We start from the raw sequence: 14,871 nt of genomic DNA, 5'->3' as shown, positions 1-14,871 counted from the left end.
AGGTCTCGACGTGCAGGAACGACGCATGAACTTCATCACCGTGGACGATCGACTGTCCGCATCCCAGGCCTCGCGCTTCATTGACCAGGGCAACCAACTGATCTGGCAAGGTGACTTCCAGAACGCCAAACAGTTGCTTGCCGCCCTCAAACGACGGAGAAAACCGTTCACTGCAAGGACATTCCAGCACTACCGCAACCACCAGGCCAACCAAGCGCGTCGACTCAACTCCCTGCTGATCCCACTGGAGGACCAGTACGTCGTACCGCTTCGCCGCGCACCCGACATCGCTCAACCGTGCGAGGAGGCGTACGGGCCGAGCACAGGCCCGCGGCTCCTCCCCCTCCGAGAGCTGCTCGGTGTGATCGGTGCGCACCAACTCCGCCGCACCGGCATCGCCATCCCTGCCCTGAAAGCACGAATCCATCCCCACTACGGAGTTTTCCCACCCACCAGACCCGAGTACGTCGAGCTGGTGGCAAGTCAGCCCTTGCCTGAGGCAACAGTTGCCTTCGACATCGGAACCGGCACAGGCGTGCTCGCCGCACTGCTCGCCACCCAGGGCGCCAAGGTGATCGCCACCGACACCAGCAGCCGTGCGATCACCTGCGCCCGCGACAACCTCGACCGGCTCGACCTGGCCGATCGAGTCGACCTCGTGCATGACGATCTGTTCCCGCCCGGCCGCGCGGATCTCGTCGTCTGCAACCCTCCCTGGATCCCGGCGCGCCCGATCTCTCTGCTCGACCAGGCCGTCTACGACGAGGACGGTCGGATGCTGCAGGGCTGGATCAACGGCCTCGCCGATCACCTCACCCCGAACGGCGAGGGCTGGCTGATCCTGTCCGACCTCGCCGAACACCTCGGCTTGCGCAGCCGCTCCGACCTCCTGGCCCAGTTCGCGCAGGCAAACCTGCGGGTCGCCGGGCGCGCGTCCGCAGTACCGAGGCATCGAAAAGCCAACAACCGCAGCGATCCGCTGCACTGGGCCAGGGCGAAGGAGGTGACCTCGCTCTGGCGGTTGAAGGTCATGAGGAGTTAGCGGACGCCTCTGGTTCTGGGAGCCACGCGCCGGGCGGGATGGCGAGCCAGTCGTCGCCCGCCAGCTCGTCGACCGCTGTGTTGAGCGCGTCGAGAGCGGGGTGGGTGAGGTCGGCTCGCCAGATCATCGACCACGGGTAGAGGACGACGGGGTCCACGACGGGTCGCAGTACCGCACCCGGGACCGGCGGCTGGGTGCTCATCGTCAGGATCGGGGAGCTCCGGTCGCGGATGTGCTGCGCGAGCTCGTCGGCGCCGCCCTCGACATGCGGATGCGCGAGCGTCCGATCGACGCCCCACGGCGCGAGTACCTGCAGGATCGCGTGATCCCAGGCCGGGGTCGCGTGGTTCCCAGCCCGGTAGCACAGTCCGGTCCTTCGCAGGGCCTGCAGCGGGATCTCGGCCAGCTCGCTGAGCGGGTGGCCTTCGGGGAGCAGGACGGCCAGGGATTCGTACCGCACGACACGCTGACGCAGACCTTCGGCCGGTCCGGGATGCCGGCCGAAGGTCACGTCGAGCCGGTCTGCCAGCAGCAGCGGTACGGCGGCCTCGGTCCCGGTGTGGAAGCGGACGAAGAACTCCAGCTCCGGCGCGATCCGCCGGGCAGCCGCGAGCACGAGCGTGGGCGTCAGCCCCGGGCCGACGACGTCGACGGTCATCGACGGGGCGAAGCCGCGCAACTCGTGCACGGTGAGGTCGTGCAGGCTGATCAACTCGCGCGCCCGGACGAGCAGCTTCTGACCGGACGGCGTCAGCTCGACGCGGCGGGTGGTTCGATCGAGCAGCCGGGCGCCGAGACGGTCCTCCAGGCGGCGGATGTCGCGGCTGAGGGCTTGTTGCGCGATGAAGAGGCGCTGGGCGGCGCGGCTGAAGTGGAGTTCCTCGGCCACGACGACGAAGTACCGGAGCAGGCGGATCTCCAGGTCGTCGGGCACGGCTCCTTATTAACACACCAGGTGTGTCAATAGTGGTCGAACAGGTGTTGGAGTTCACCTCCCGGCCTCCCGCATGGTCGAGCCATGGGAGCAAGAGGCTGGACAGCGAGCTGTTACTGGGCGACCGGCGTACTGAACGCTTTGTGGGGCGCGACCTTGCCGGCGACCGACGCACGGCTCGACCTCGGGCCCGGCCGGATCGGCGGGCTACTGATGGCGTTGGCCATCGGCGCACTGGTGGCGATGCCACTCGCCGGACGGGCCGCCGACCGATGGACCGGCAGGCGCCTGCTGCGCTGGGCGATGCCGGGTGCGGTGGTGGCGCTCGGGCTGACCGCCTTCGCACCGTCGGCCGGCGTACTGATGGTCACGGCCGTCGTGTTCGGGATGCTGTCGGGCGCCCTCAACGTCGCCCTCAGCCTGCAAGCGGTGAACGTCGAACGAACCACCGGCCGCCCGGTGATGGGCTCAATGCACGGCACCTGGACCCTAGGCGCCGTCCTAGGAGGAGCAGCCGTAACCACAGCCCTCCACCTCAACACCCCAGTCCAACCCCTCCTACTAACCGCCACCACCCTCCTACTCCCCACCACCCTCACCCTCACCCACAAACTCTCGCCCTTTGCAGCCGCAGCTCCAGCAACAAAGGCGGTGGCAGAGGAAGTCACTGGTGAGGTTCGGCGGGGGTGGGTGGTGGTGGGGTTGGGGGTGGTGGGGGCGGCTGGGTTTTTGACTGAGGGGGCGGCTACTGATTGGGCCGGGTTGCATGCGACTCGGGTGCTCGGGGCGGATCCCGCGATCGGTTCGCTTGTGTACACCGCGTTCTTCGTCGCGATGACCGTCGTACGGTTTGCCGGCGACCCGGTTCGTGCCCGGCTCGGGCCTGCTCTCACCATCAGGATTGCCGGCGCAACCGCCACCGCGGGGTACGGGCTGGTCCTGCTCTCGGGCGTCATCGAGACCTCCCCCGTCGGTACGGCGATGGTCGGCTGGGTACTCGCCGGCGCCGGCATGGCCGTCGTCTGGCCGGTCGTCGTCAGCACGCTCGGCACCTCCGGTGCATCCGCCCGGCGACTCTCGACCGTCACCACCATCAGCTACGGCGGCGGCCTGGTCGGTCCCGCTCTCATCGGCTCCGTCGCCAGCCACGCCGGTCTGCCGACCGCTCTCCTGATCCCGGCGGCGCTCGCGGTCCTCGTAGCCGCGGCAGCACCCGCCGTACTCAAGCTGACCGGCGGCACGCCGATCACCGTCAACTGACAAACCAAAGGTGGCCGGATCGATGATTCCGGCCGCCGGCGGGAGTCTCACCGGCAGATGGCTGAAGCACTACCTATCCACCACCGAAGCCAACCAAGCACCAATAAGGAGCACTCGATGAACCACACCGTGACCGCCCTGACCCTCGACGTCGACGACGCCCGCCTGTACTACGAAGTACGCGGCTCCGGCCCACTCGTCGTCCTGGCCGGAGCACCCATGGACGCCCGTTCGTTCGCACCCCTGGCCGACCTGCTGGCCGGCGACTACACCGTGCTGACCACCGACCCGCGCGGGATCAACCGCAGCCCGCTCGACAACCCCGACCAGAACTCGACCCCGCAGCAGCGGGCCGCCGACCTGGCCGCCATGATCGCCGAGGTCGGCGCCGGACCTGCCATCGCGTTCGGTTCGAGCGGCGGAGCGGTCAGCGTGCTCGCGCTCGCGCAGCACCACCCGGAGATGGTCAGCACCGTCATCGCCCACGAACCGCCGCTGCTGGACCTGCTCGACGACCGGACCGAGCAGTTCCGGCTGTCGGAGGACCTGCGCGCGACGTATCTGGCCGGCGACCCGATCGGCGCCTGGGGCAAGTTCTTCGCGCAGGCGAACATTTTCCTGCCCGAGGGCGCGCTCGAGGGCATGTTCGGCGGCGAGCGCGACCCGCAGTCGGTCGCGGACGAGCGGTTCTGGTTCGCGCACGAACTGGGTGGGAGCGTCAGCTGGCAGCCCGACATCGCCGCCTTGCGAGACGGTCCCGTCCACATCGTGGTCGGCATCGGCGAGGACTCGGCCGGCCAACTCTGCGAGCGCACCTCGACCGCGCTGGCCACCGAACTGGGCGTCACCCCGACCCGCTTCCCCGGCGGTCACACCGGCTTCGCCGAGGATGCCGAGGGTTTCGAGCCGGTACTGCGCGCAGTACTGGCCGATCGCCCGGACCTGCGCCACTCACAAACCTCCCTCGGGTGACGGCTGCCAGGCGTGGCACCGCTCACTGATCGGACCGCCAGGCCGGTTTGTGAGTGGCGCACGTCCGCCCTTCGTTGCGAGGCGGCCTACTGACCAGTGAGCGGACGGGGCAGACTAGGAGCGGTCGGGGTGGCTCAGCGGCCTCCCCGGCCGGGACTGGCCAGATCGGGTCGAGGCGGCACTGCGTGTCCTCTTGACCTCAACACTGGTTGAAGTTTGAAGGTAGACCTCGGAGGGTTGGTTGACCTGCGCCGGAATGGGCACAGGCGCCACATCGTCCGGATCTCGCAGAACACGGCCCTTCGGGGCCCTGACGAAGGAGCAGAGTTGACTACGTCGTACACGCTTCCGGACCTCGGCTACGACTACGGCGCGCTGGCGCCGCACATCGCCGGCGAGATCATGGAGCTGCACCACTCCAAGCACCACCAGACCTATGTGAACGGCCTGAACGACACCCTGGAGAAGCTGGCCGCGGCCCGCGAGAAGGGCGACTTCGGCTCGATCGTCGGGCTGGAGAAGACGCTCGCCTTCAACCTCGGCGGCCACGTCAACCACTCCATCTTCTGGAAGAACCTGTCCCCGGACGGCGGCGACAAGCCCGACGGCGAACTGGCCGCCGCGCTGGACGAGTCGTTCGGCTCGTTCGACGCCTTCCAGGCCCACTTCACCGCAGCCGCCACCACCATCCAGGGCTCCGGCTGGGCCATCCTCGGCTGGGACGCACTGCAGGGCCAGCTCCTGATCCACCAGCTCTACGACCAGCAGGGCAACCTGCCTGCCGGCCAGATCCCGATCGTGATGCTGGACATGTGGGAGCACGCCTTCTACCTGCAGTACAAGAACGTCAAGCCGGACTACGTCAAGGCCTGGTGGAACGTCGTCAACTGGGCCGACGCCCAGGCCCGCTTCGACGCAGCCCGCGCAAACGCCGGCGGCCTGATCACCGTCGCCTGACCCACCCCTGACCCGAAGAATCCCCGGCCGACCCGCCGGGGTTCTTCGGTCTCCGGTGGACCTGTTTGTCGAGTGCGTGCGGCTTGTTCCGGGCTCGTGACGCGGAGCGTCACCTCGCAATCAGTTGATGCGACCGCGGGCACCCGGAGATGGCTGCAGGGCAAGTGCAGGAGGCTTGTAGTAGGTGTGGCGCGGTCAGCGCGGTCGCTCCAGCCCGACACCGCCGACAGCAGAATCAGTAGCCACCGGCTCGCTCACTTCGGGCCTCCAGGCGCGAAGTGACGCGCAGCATCACGAGCCCGCACCAGCCACCGCAGGACTCAGCTAGAAACCGCCGGCCCGACCGCTCCCGCCGCTCAGCCACTTTGTGGATCCGCCCTGCCCGCATCGCACCTTCAGACCGCGAGGTGACGCGCAGCGTCACGAGCCCGAGCCGCCGCCGGCACCCGGCCGCGGCAGCACGCCAGCTGCTCAGCCGCTTGAAGATCCGCCCGGCCCGCCATCGCATCTACAAATGGCGATGTGACGCCCAGCGTCGCGAGTCCACTCGCCAGCCGCCGCTGGAGTCAGCTAGAAACCGCCGGCCCCCGACCGCTCCTCCCGCACACCCGCTTGCAGACCCCCCTTGCCCGCATCGCATCGTCAGACCGCGAGGTGACGCGCAGCGTCACGAGCCCGAGCCGCCGCTGGCACCTGCCCCGGCCATCTCATCTTCTGACAGCGAGGTGACGCTCAGCGTCACGAGCCCGTTCGCCAGCCGCCGCTGGACTCAGCTAGAGACCGCGGGCTCGGTAGCTCCTTCGGCTCGGCCGCTTTGTGATCCGCCTTGCCCGCATCGCATCGTCAGACCGCGAGGTGACGCGCAGCGTCACGAGCCCGAGCCGCCGCTGGCACCTGCCCCGGGCATCTCTTGTTCTGAAGGCGAGGTGACGCCTAGCGTCACGAGCCCGCACCAGCCACCGCTGGCACCTGCACCGGCCATCTCATCTTCTGACGGCGAGGTGACGCCCAGCGTCACGAGCCCGGGAGGACCGGTCAGCGTTGGCCTCGGCCTGAGGATAGGCGGGCTACTGCTTTGGTGATTCGGTTGGCGCGGGTTTCTGGCTTCTTCGCCTCTTCGATGCCCAGCACGAACCAACTCCGCTGGCTGTACGACAACCCGTCGAAGAACGCCCGCGCCTTCGGTTCCGCATCCAGCGCCGCCGCGAAGTCCGCCGGTACGTCAACCTCCCGCGGCTGGTCGTCAACCTCGAGCTCGACCTCGATCTCATCCCCCGCCGCCAACCCCGACGCCTCGCGGTGTTGGGCGCTCAGCGAGATCATGTACCGCCCACCCATCACCGCCACCGTGTTGCGATACCGATACCCGTTCACCGTCACCACCACCGGCGGCTTCTTCCCGCGCCCGAGCGCCTCAATCACCTCCGCCGGCACCTCGATCCCGGTCGTCGTCGTGCCGAGCAGCGTCGTCGTGAACCGCATCTCACCCTCCGAAGTACTCGGTCAGCACCGGCGCGATCGCAGCGGCCTTGAGCATGTGGTTCTGCCCCGCAATCTCCCGATACGAAGCACCCGGTACTGCGTCCGCGACGGCCCGCACCGAAGTCCGCATCCAAGCCGGACTCTTCCCACCACCCAAAACGAGCACCGGCACCTCGATCCCGGCCCACTGCGACCGATCGAGCGGCTGACCAAAAGCGTTCGGTCCAACCACCTCAGCGTCGTACCAAAGCGTGTGCGCGACCGCCTTCATCCCCTTCCAGGCCGGCATCAACTTCATCAGCGAGACAACAAAACCGGGCAGCCCGATCCCCTTGGTCATGAAGTACCGGATCGCATCCCCAGGCCGATCCGCCAACGCCCGCAACTCGCCAACCCACTCGCGCGGGATCGGTTTGCGACTCCCATCGACCACAAACGGCGCCTCGAAAACCGCCAGCTTGCTAATCGCCACCCCGGCCGCAGCGGCCCGCAACGCCAGCGCCGCCCCAGACGACGTCCCGTAGACGTACGCCGACCCACCAGCCGCCTCGATCACCGCGGCCAGATCCTCGATCTCCCGGTCCACCTCGTACTCCGCTGCGTCGCCGCTGTCCCCGCGCCCGCGCCGGTCGTAGTTGTAAACCGTGAACCCAGCAGCCAGCAGCGCCGCCAACTCCGGCATCGGCCCCTGCGCGCGACTGCACAACGCGCCATCGACCAGCACCACCGCAGGACCCTCACCAGCCCGGTCGTAAGCGATCGGCGTTCCATCTTTCGAGTCCACGGTGTTCATGACCAGAACTCCTTCAGAGCCGGTGCCAGTACTGCGGGGTCAACATTGTGCTGCTGCTCAGCCAGTACTACGTGACTTCCGTCCTCCAGCAAGTCGACCAGAGCCTTGTTGCTGGCAGTCATCCACGGCTGCGCCACGCTGCCGGTCAGCACGCAAGTCGGCTGATGAACCGCCTTCACCGCCTCGAACGGGATCGAGTAGTCGCCCATCACCGTCGCGTCGTACGCGAGGGTGTGCGCGATCGCCTCCTGCGCCGGCCACCAGGGCGACGCCTTCGCCTGCGCGACGAACTCGGCGGGCAGCCCGACCACCTCCGCCATGAAGTACTCCGCGGCCTTGTCGCGCCGGCCCTCCGCGACGAACGCGCGGTAGATCGACGCGGTGTCGGGGACCGGCCGGCCCTCGGCACCCTCGAGGAAGTACGGCGGCTCCCACAGGGCCAGGCGGTTCACCGGCCGGCCGGCCGCGGTCGCCAGCAACGCGAGCGCGGCGCCGGACGACGTACCGTAGACGTGTGCCGAGCCGCCCGCGACGGCGAGGATCGCGTCCAGGTCCTCGAACTCGCGCTCGACCGCGTAGACCTCGGCGTCATCGCTGTCGCCGCGGCCGCGCCGGTCGTAGTTGTAGACCGTGAAGTTCTGCGCCAGCAACGCGGCCAGCGGGGCGTTCGACATCCGGTCGACCGATCCGCCGCAGACCAGGACGACCGCTGGCCCGTCGCCGAGCCGGTCGTACGCGATCGAGGTGCCGTCGGCGGAGATGACCTTTTCCATGATGTGCTCCTTCGCAGCGGCCGATGCCTGTCATCTGGCCTCACTGCTGCGTCGGATGACCAGGGCGGAAATCGACACGGTCGCGAAAATACTTTCAGCAGGCCGCCGCGCGGTCGAGCAGCAGCGTCCGTTCGCGCTCGTTGCGGGTCAGCCCGGCCGCCTTCTCGAACTCGGCGCGCGCCTCGTCGAGCCGGTTGAGTTTGAACAGCAGGTCACCCCGGACGCTCGGCAACAGGTGGTAGTCCTTCAGCGATGGCTCGTCGGCCAGCGCATCCACCGCGACGAGCCCACGCTCGGGGCCGAACGCCATCGAGATCGCGACCGCCCGGTTGAGCTCGACCACCGGCGACGGGACGACCTGCGCCAGTACGGCGTACAGGCCGGCGATGCGCGCCCAGTCGGTGTCCTCGGCTTCGGCGGCTCTCGCGTGGCAGGCCGCGATGGCAGCCTGGAGCAGGTACGGCCCGGGGTTGCCTTCGAGGGCCCAGGCGCGGTCGATGCTTTCCAGGCCGCGGCGGATCAGCAGGCGGTCCCAGCGGCGGCGGTCCTGGTCGAGCAGGAGGACGGGCTCACCGTTCGGGCCGATCCGGGCGTTCGCGCGCGACGCCTGGATCTCCATCAGCGCGAGCAGGCCGTGGACTTCGGGCTCGGTCGGCATCAGTTCGGCGAGAAGCCGGCCGAGCCGCATCGCCTCGTTGCAGAGGGCCGGACGCATCCAGTCGTCACCGGCGGTCGCCGAGTAGCCCTCGTTGTAGATCAGGTAGATGACTTCGAGCACCGAGGAGAGCCGCGCGACCAGGTCGTCACCGGTCGGTACTTCGAACTGCACGTCGGCCTTGGCCAGGTTGCGTTTGGCCCGGACGATCCGCTGCGCGATGGTCGCCTCGGGGGCCAGGAAGGCACGGGCGATCTCGTCGGTCTTCAGGCCGCCGAGCAGCCGCAGGGTGAGCGAGACGCGCGCGTCGGTGGTGAGCACCGGGTGGCACGCGGTGAACACCAGGCGCAGCAGGTCGTCCTCGATGGTGTCCTCGAGGATCGCCTCGACGTCGTCTTCGACGCTCTCGCCGTCGATCTCCAGGTCGTGACCAAGCTCGGCGAGTTTGCGCTGGTACGTCTCCTTGCGCCGGATCAGGTCGATCGCGCGCCGCTTGGCGATCGCCATCAGCCAGGCACCCGGATTGTTCGGTACGCCGGACTCCGGCCACTGCTCCAGCGCCGCCACCAGCGCGTCCTGCGCGAGCTCCTCGGCCAGGCCGACGTCGCGCACGATCCGCGCCACCCCGGCGATGATCCGGGCCGACTCGATCCGCCAGACCGCGTCGATCGCCCCATGAGTCTCGGTAACCGTCACCCGACCGATAGAACAACACCCCCGCCCCAACCACAACCCCGGTTCCGGTTGCCGCAGTCACCTCTCGATGACCGCGGCCATCCGGAAACCGCTCAGTTCTGGAAGATGCCGGCGTCGGGGGCGAAGTCGGCCTCTTCGACGACCCGGCGGACCTCGACCTCGTCGTCGAGCGCCTCGGCCAGCCGGGCGGCCCACTCGATCGCCTCGTCCTTGGAGCGGACGTCGACGACGATGACGCCGCCGACCAGCTCCTTGGTCTCGGCGAACGGCCCGTCGGTGACCGTGCGCTTGCCACTGGCCACCTTCACCCGGGCGCCCAGCGAACTGCGGTGCACCCCTTCGGCGAACAGCAGCACCCCCGCCTTCGACAGGTCGTCGATGACCTTGCCGACGTTCTCGGCAACCTCCTGGCTCACCATCCGCCCGGCCTCGGTGTCGGCGTCGGCCTTGTTGATGATCATGTAACGCATCGCTGCAACTCCCTCGTCAATGGTGTCGACCCTTGTGATCTCACGTCGACCGGGTCAGCACCAGATCGACACCCCGCGAGGAATAGGTTTCAGCTCTCGGCGAGCACCTGGGAGGTCGCGTCGTACAGGCGGCGGGCATCCTCGGGGTCGAACATCGGGAGCGCCGGGTCGACGGGGCGGTCGATGGCCCGCAGGATCAGGCGCTCGGCCGGCTGATTGTCCAGTACGGCGATCGTGGAGCGCACGCTCTGCTCGGGCGCCTTGGCGAAGAGCGCCGCCAGCGTCTGGGCGGCCGCTCGGTACGGCTGCGGGAGGTGGTTGTTGCCGCTCTTCGTGTACGGCGGCCGCTGGAGCAGGAACTTGGTCCGGCCCTCGGGATGGTTGTTCACGTAGTGCACGCCGAGCAGGTCGTTCGCGCGGCCGGCCCGGACGGTGGCGCGGATCATGCTGTACTTGCGGGCGCTGTTGAGGTCGTCCCAGTAAACCGATCCCTTGAGCCCGGTCGCGCCGATGCTCGCAATGATCGGTCGCTCGCCCCGCTCGAGCAGTGGCGTCAGGCCGTAGCTGAGGATGAAGCGGCTGAGGTAGTAGAGCGTGAAGGTGCCCTCGTACCCGTCGGGCGTCTGGTGCCGTTTCGGGAACGGCAGCATCGCGGTCAGCACCAGCGCGTCGAGTGAGTCGTGGCGGGCCTCGATCTCCTTGATCACCCGGTGGTTCTCCGCGATCGACAACAGGTCTGCCTGGATGAACGCGGCTCGCTCCCGAGCGCCGGCGGGCAGCGCCGCAGCGTCGGCGAGTAAGCGCTCGCCGCGCGCCGCAGTACTGCCGGCGACTGTCACGCGGGCGCCTTGGCGCAGGTAGTGCAGGGCGATCGCGCGGCCCATGCCGGTCGTTCCACCGGCGATGAAGACGTCTTTCATCGGTGCTTCCCCTTGCCTGGAGAGATAAGTCATCGACCGATGACTTGGCTTCACTGTAGGCAGCCGCGGAGTACCATGTCAACGATCGATGACTTGGAGGCGACGGTGGCGCACAAGCGGGACCGGGAGGCGACCCGGGCGCGGTTGCTGGAGTGCGCGCGGCTGCGGTTCGCCCGCGACGGGTACGACGGCGCCAGCGTGCGCGACGTCGCCAGCGACGTCGGGGTCGACGCGGCCCTGGTGTTCCGGTACTTCGGGTCGAAGTCGAACCTGTTCGCCGAGGCGATGGCGGGTTCGTCGGAGCCCCTCGTCCTGCCGTCGGGGCCGGTCGAGGAGTTGCCAGGGAAGTTGCTGCAGCAACTCGTGTTCGAGGACTGGGCGGAGTACGCCGGGGAGCATCCACTGATCGCGATGCTGCGGTCGGCCGGTCACGAGGACATGCGCGACCGGGTTCGTCAGCAGGTCTGCGACGGGTATCTCGGCGCACTCGAGGAGCTTGCCGAGGGCAACGATGACGCGGCGCTGCGGACCGAGCTGTTCGGCGCTTGGCTGCTGGGCATTGGCATTCTGCGCACAGCGGTCGGCACTCCGGAGCTCACCAAGGCCGGCCTTGATGACCTGGCCCCGCATCTCGCTGCAGTGGCCACCGCGCTCTTCGGCCGCCCGGTCCCCGCACCGGCTGGGGATGACTCTGCTGGCTGATCGGGCGGGTTGATCAGTTGGGCTGGTCGCCGTTGGGGTTGTAGGCGCAGGCGTCGGCGAGGTCTTCGGTGGGAGCGGGCGGCGTGGCCTTGCCGGTGCCGGGTCGGGCGAGGGTCTTCGGCGACTTCGTGCTCGGTGTCTCCGACGGGGTCGCGCTCGGGGTCTCCGTCGGGGTAGTGGCCGGCTGCTCGTTCTTCGGGGCGAGTGCCGCGGCGACGGTCTTGCGCAGGCCCTCGTAGTCGGGGTGGAGGTACTTGAGGCGCAGCTTCGAGACGTCCAGGGACACGTTCGACACCGTGCCCGCCTTCACCTTCCTCGCCAGCTGGATCAACGCCGGCAACAGCTCCTGCGGGATGTCCGTCCGCAGCAGGTTCTTGCCCGCCTTCGCGACCGCCTGGTACTTCGTCGCCAGCGTCCGCGGGTCGGCGGCATCGACGATCGCCTTGATCGTGCACCGCTGCCGGATCTGCCGCTGGTCGTCGTCGGCGCCGTACCGGCCGCGGGCGAACCAGAGCGCGCGACGGCCGTCCAGATGCTGTTTCGGGCCGGGCTCGATCCACTGGCTGGGCGGGATGCCCGCGCTGCTGACGCCGCCCATCGCGACCCGCTCGTTGACGTTGACCGTGATCCCGCCGAGCGCGTCGACGATCTGGTCGAAGCCCTGCAGGTTGACCTGGAGGTAGTAGTCGAGCTTGAGCCCGACCGCCTCGCCCACCGACTGCTTCAGCACGTCGGCGCCCTCGTTGTCGGACGGGCCGAGGATGCCGGGATGCGCGTCCGGGATGTTCTGGTACATCGCGGTCAGCATCCACTCCAGCCGGCCTTCCAGGCTGAGCCCTTCCTTGCCGAACCCGTTCGGGTAGAACTTGTGCAGCGGCGAGTCCTTCGGGAACGGCATGAAGGTGAGCTGCCGCGGCATCGAGATCAGCGCGGTGTCGCCGGTCGCGGTGTCGATACTGGCGACGATCACGGTGTCGGTGCGGACGCCGACCCGGTCCTCGGCGTCGTCCCCGCCGAGCAGCAGCAGGTTGAGCCGCGGCCGGTTCTCCCACGGGTCCTTCACGTTGACCGTCTTCGGCCGGGTCGCGCTCTTGCTCTCCTCCTGCGAGACGAACACGTCCTGGACCAGGTCGCGCTGCGCCAGCACGCTCTGCACGGCGACCGCCGCGGGTGCGGTGACGGCGAAACACAGGATGCCCACGAACACCGCGCCGACCGCCCGTCCGCCAGGCGCGACAGTTGCCGGACGCAACAAACGGTGCGAGCCGACGATCACGGCGATCCAGGACAGCGCGATGACGCCGATCACCAGACTGGTGGCCAGCAACCGACTCGGTACGACGGCAGCCGCGAGCACCTCGTCCCGCCGGGTGAGCCCGACGTACACCCCAAGCCCGACCAGTCCGGCCGAGACCGTCAGCACGAACACACCCAGCCGCTTACGCCCACCAAGAATCAACCCAAGGCCGGGCACCAACGCACCTAGCAGCGTCAACCCCAACGCCCGTGGCACCGACCGAGCCCGCCGAGCCAACCGCTCAGCCGCCCCTCGATCCCACCCAACCCCGTCCCCCACAACTCCCCCGTCCCCCAGGCTCCCACCGTCACCAGTACCGACGCCGCCCCCACCGCCCCGGTTCCCACCACCCCCAGCGCCTTCGCCGCCTCCGCCCCGGTCCCCACCACCCCCAGCGCCTTCGCCGCCTCCGCCCCGGTCCCCACCACCCCCAGCGCCTCCGCCCGCGCCGCCTTGGCTCCCGCTATCACGGCCGCCACCGGCACCTGCCCTAGCGCCAACGGCGCGATTCAGGTCAGCGCCACTCGCCCCTCCAGCATCCGCGCCAGCAAGCCCGGCCACAAGGTCACCGGCCCGACCCGAGCCAACCGCCCCCCGGGCGTCACCCTCAACGTCGTTCCGAGCAGCCCGAGCCGCCTCGCGGGCGTCACCCCCAACGTCGTTCCGAGCAGCCCGAGCAGCCCGAGCCGCCTCGTCGGCATTGCCCCCAGCGCCACCGCTCTCACCATCGCGGCCGTCGACGGCCTGCTCCTGATCCCCGGACCCGACAGGAGGGTTCGTCCCAGCGGTGGCGGGCGTGCGGGGTTCTTGGGTGCGCTTTGCGCGGGAACGACGCCCCATGGACTCCCCTGTCGCCCGAAGGTTCCTGCGACCGGTACCCAAGCCGCACACTTCTTCAGACGCCGCGGACGCTCAAACGGTTTACCTTCAGCGGAAGTCCACCTGCCCCTGCGGCACCCGCGTCGGGTCCAGCGGCCGCAGCAGGCCGGCCGCGAACCACGCCTCGACCGACTTCGCCTCCTTCGGATTCGGCACGTACACGACCCGCGCCATCCAGTCGTCGGCGTTGTTCCGGCGCCACTCGAGGATCAGCCCCGGCCAGGGCCCGCGCTCGTACGCAGTACCGAGCACCCAGCAGTGCCGGCGGCGGTTGTCAGGCGGCGGCTCGCGCGGATAGCGCCTGTTGCTCCCCATGGATCAAGCATCGCACACACATTCGAATACAGCGCAAGTCAGACCGGCAGATGAGCGCCCGTCACGCCGGGAGTCTCGGCGAGCAGACGCAGTACGGTGGCGATCTGGGCCGGCGGCGTCCACTTCGAGGTGTCCGCCGACGGCATCTCACGCCGGTTCGCCGGGGTGTCGATGACGCCCGGCAGGATGGCGTTCACCCGCACGTTGTCCTTCTTGTACTCGACCGCCAGCGCGTCGACCAACGCGAGCACGCCCGCCTTCGAGGTGACGTAGCCGGCCGCTCCCGAGAACGGCTTCAGCGCCGCGCCACTCGACGTACAGGTGATCGATCCACCACCCGCGGCGACCAGCAGCGGCAGGACGGCCTGCGTCACCAGGTACGTCGGCCGAAGGTTGAGCGCGAACTGCGCCTCGAACTCCTCGATCGGCGTCTCATGCACCCGCCCGCCGGAAGCGAACCCGCCCACCAGATTCACCAACGCCCGCACCGGCGCACCCTCATCCGCACCAGCCACCCGCGCAACCTCCGCAGCACCCGCCGGATCAGCCAGATCCGCGACCACCGTCTGCAGCCCTTCAGCCTTCGGAAGCGCGCCCAGCGACTCCTCCGACCGCCCGGGCACGACGACCCGCCACCCCGCCCCCAAAAACTCCGCAGTCACCGCCGCCCCCAACGCCCCGGTGCCTCCAGCAACAACCACGGTCCCAGTCATCCCCGCAGCCT

The 14,871-nt window shown here is 69.0% G+C and carries 17 protein-coding genes; 5 read left to right on the top strand and 12 right to left on the bottom strand.

Annotated elements, in window-relative coordinates:
• Nucleotides 1–25: 25 nt before the first annotated feature.
• Complete coding sequence (locus AB0F51_RS32020) at nt 26–1,042, top strand: class I SAM-dependent methyltransferase (RefSeq protein ID WP_360285861.1); 1,017 nt, start codon at nt 26–28, stop codon at nt 1,040–1,042.
• Here the strand turns inward: AB0F51_RS32020 and AB0F51_RS32015 are convergent.
• A complete protein-coding gene (locus tag AB0F51_RS32015) occupies nt 1,029–1,976 on the bottom strand; it encodes a LysR family transcriptional regulator (protein WP_360285859.1) in 948 nt (315 codons plus the stop codon). The genes AB0F51_RS32020 and AB0F51_RS32015 overlap by 14 nt on opposite strands.
• Before the next feature lie 84 nt (nt 1,977–2,060).
• Here AB0F51_RS32015 and AB0F51_RS32010 point away from each other — a divergent pair, with 84 nt between their 5' ends.
• From AB0F51_RS32010 to AB0F51_RS32000, 3 genes are all read left to right on the top strand, one after another.
• Nucleotides 2,061–3,236 carry an MFS transporter gene (locus tag AB0F51_RS32010; protein WP_360285858.1) on the top strand — a complete coding sequence of 392 codons (1,176 nt, stop codon included), beginning with the start codon at nt 2,061–2,063 and terminating at the stop codon, nt 3,234–3,236.
• Nucleotides 3,237–3,353: 117 nt separating this feature from the next.
• Nucleotides 3,354–4,208 (top strand): alpha/beta hydrolase, encoded by an 855-nt coding sequence (locus AB0F51_RS32005; RefSeq protein WP_360285856.1) that lies wholly within the window; start codon nt 3,354–3,356, stop codon nt 4,206–4,208.
• 327 nt (nt 4,209–4,535) lie between these two features.
• Nucleotides 4,536–5,165, top strand: coding sequence for a superoxide dismutase (locus AB0F51_RS32000; RefSeq protein WP_020390045.1), 630 nt, complete (start codon nt 4,536–4,538; stop codon nt 5,163–5,165).
• A gap of 1,035 nt (nt 5,166–6,200) precedes the next feature.
• Here the strand turns inward: AB0F51_RS32000 and AB0F51_RS31995 are convergent.
• From AB0F51_RS31995 to AB0F51_RS31970, 6 genes are all read right to left on the bottom strand, one after another.
• Complete coding sequence (locus AB0F51_RS31995) at nt 6,201–6,647, bottom strand: YdeI/OmpD-associated family protein (RefSeq protein ID WP_360285855.1); 447 nt, start codon at nt 6,645–6,647, stop codon at nt 6,201–6,203.
• A gap of 1 nt (nt 6,648) precedes the next feature.
• The gene (locus tag AB0F51_RS31990) at nt 6,649–7,440 is read right to left on the bottom strand and encodes an alpha/beta hydrolase (RefSeq protein ID WP_360285853.1); all 792 of its coding nucleotides are present in this window, start codon (nt 7,438–7,440) and stop codon (nt 6,649–6,651) included.
• Entirely contained in the window at nt 7,437–8,213 is a 777-nt protein-coding gene (locus AB0F51_RS31985) for an alpha/beta hydrolase (RefSeq protein WP_360285852.1), read from the bottom strand. The genes AB0F51_RS31990 and AB0F51_RS31985 overlap by 4 nt, the downstream gene beginning before the upstream one ends.
• Nucleotides 8,214–8,307: 94 nt before the next feature.
• Complete coding sequence (locus tag AB0F51_RS31980) at nt 8,308–9,564, bottom strand: RNA polymerase sigma factor (protein ID WP_360285851.1); 1,257 nt, start codon at nt 9,562–9,564, stop codon at nt 8,308–8,310.
• Nucleotides 9,565–9,656: 92 nt separating this feature from the next.
• Entirely contained in the window at nt 9,657–10,034 is a 378-nt protein-coding gene (locus tag AB0F51_RS31975) for a YciI family protein (protein ID WP_360285849.1), read from the bottom strand.
• 89 nt (nt 10,035–10,123) lie between these two features.
• Nucleotides 10,124–10,954: an SDR family NAD(P)-dependent oxidoreductase gene (locus AB0F51_RS31970; RefSeq protein ID WP_360285848.1), complete on the bottom strand. Its 831-nt coding sequence runs from the start codon at nt 10,952–10,954 to the stop codon at nt 10,124–10,126.
• Between the two features lie 75 nt (nt 10,955–11,029).
• Between AB0F51_RS31970 and AB0F51_RS31965 the strand changes: the two genes are divergently transcribed.
• Entirely contained in the window at nt 11,030–11,656 is a 627-nt protein-coding gene (locus tag AB0F51_RS31965) for a TetR family transcriptional regulator (protein WP_360285846.1), read from the top strand.
• 13 nt (nt 11,657–11,669) lie between these two features.
• On the opposite strand, the gene AB0F51_RS31960 is transcribed toward AB0F51_RS31965, so the two are convergent.
• From AB0F51_RS31960 to AB0F51_RS31940, 5 genes are all read right to left on the bottom strand, one after another.
• On the bottom strand, nt 11,670–13,130 hold the full coding sequence (locus AB0F51_RS31960) for an LCP family protein (RefSeq protein WP_360285845.1): 1,461 nt from the start codon (nt 13,128–13,130) through the stop codon (nt 11,670–11,672).
• Between the two features lie 17 nt (nt 13,131–13,147).
• Nucleotides 13,148–13,432, bottom strand: a complete 285-nt coding sequence (locus tag AB0F51_RS31955; RefSeq protein WP_360285844.1) for a hypothetical protein — start codon at nt 13,430–13,432, stop codon at nt 13,148–13,150.
• Between the two features lie 30 nt (nt 13,433–13,462).
• Nucleotides 13,463–13,669, bottom strand: coding sequence for a hypothetical protein (locus tag AB0F51_RS31950; RefSeq protein ID WP_360285843.1), 207 nt, complete (start codon nt 13,667–13,669; stop codon nt 13,463–13,465).
• Between the two features lie 211 nt (nt 13,670–13,880).
• On the bottom strand, nt 13,881–14,147 hold the full coding sequence (locus AB0F51_RS31945) for a hypothetical protein (RefSeq protein ID WP_360285841.1): 267 nt from the start codon (nt 14,145–14,147) through the stop codon (nt 13,881–13,883).
• A 38-nt stretch (nt 14,148–14,185) separates the two neighbouring features.
• On the bottom strand, nt 14,186–14,860 hold the full coding sequence (locus tag AB0F51_RS31940; RefSeq protein ID WP_360285840.1) for an SDR family oxidoreductase: 675 nt from the start codon (nt 14,858–14,860) through the stop codon (nt 14,186–14,188).
• Nucleotides 14,861–14,871 lie beyond the last annotated feature (11 nt).

It is taken from the genome of Kribbella sp. NPDC023855 (assembly GCF_040639475.1).
Lineage (GTDB): Bacteria > Actinomycetota > Actinomycetes > Propionibacteriales > Kribbellaceae > Kribbella.
Note: the sequence above shows the minus strand (reverse complement) of the source record. Positions and strands in the feature narration are given on the sequence as shown.